Below are 579 nucleotides of genomic sequence, written 5' to 3' on the forward strand. Positions count from 1 at the left end.
CGGTCGGCGCGCATCTGCTTCTCCATCGAGTCCTGGATGGAGGTGGGCGGCTCGATGGCCTTCAGTTCGACGCGGTTGACGCGGATGCCCCACTTGCCGGTGGCCTCGTCGAGGACGCCGCGCAGGGCCGCGTTGATCTCCTCGCGGGAGGTCAGGGTCCGTTCGAGGTCCATGCCGCCGATGATGTTGCGGAGGGTGGTGACCGTGAGCTGCTCGATCGCCTGGATGTAGCTGGCGACCTCGTAGGTGGCGGCCCGGGCGTCGGTGACCTGGTAGTAGATGACCGTGTCGATGTTCACGACCAGGTTGTCCTGGGTGATCACCGGCTGCGGCGGGAACGGTACGACCTGTTCGCGCAGGTCGATGCGGTTGCGGATGGTGTCGATGAACGGGACCACGATGTTGAGGCCCGCGTTCAGCGTCCGCGTGTAGCGGCCGAAGCGCTCGACGATGGCGGCGCTGGCCTGTGGGATGACTTGGATGGTCTTGATCAGGGCGATGAAGACCAACACCACCAGGATGATCAAGACGATGATGACCGGTTCCATCGTCGGTTCCCCGTACCCTTCTCCGCCTCGG

The 579-nt window shown here is 64.8% G+C and carries 1 protein-coding gene; it reads right to left on the reverse strand.

The window, feature by feature from the left end:
* Positions 1-548 (reverse strand): SPFH domain-containing protein (locus CCN44_RS42875; RefSeq protein ID WP_143650536.1); only part of this gene is annotated, 548 nt, incomplete at its 3' end.
* Positions 549-579: the final 31 nt, after the last annotated feature.

This window comes from Streptomyces tricolor (genome assembly GCF_002155905.1).
GTDB classification, from domain to species: domain Bacteria; phylum Actinomycetota; class Actinomycetes; order Streptomycetales; family Streptomycetaceae; genus Streptomyces; species Streptomyces tricolor.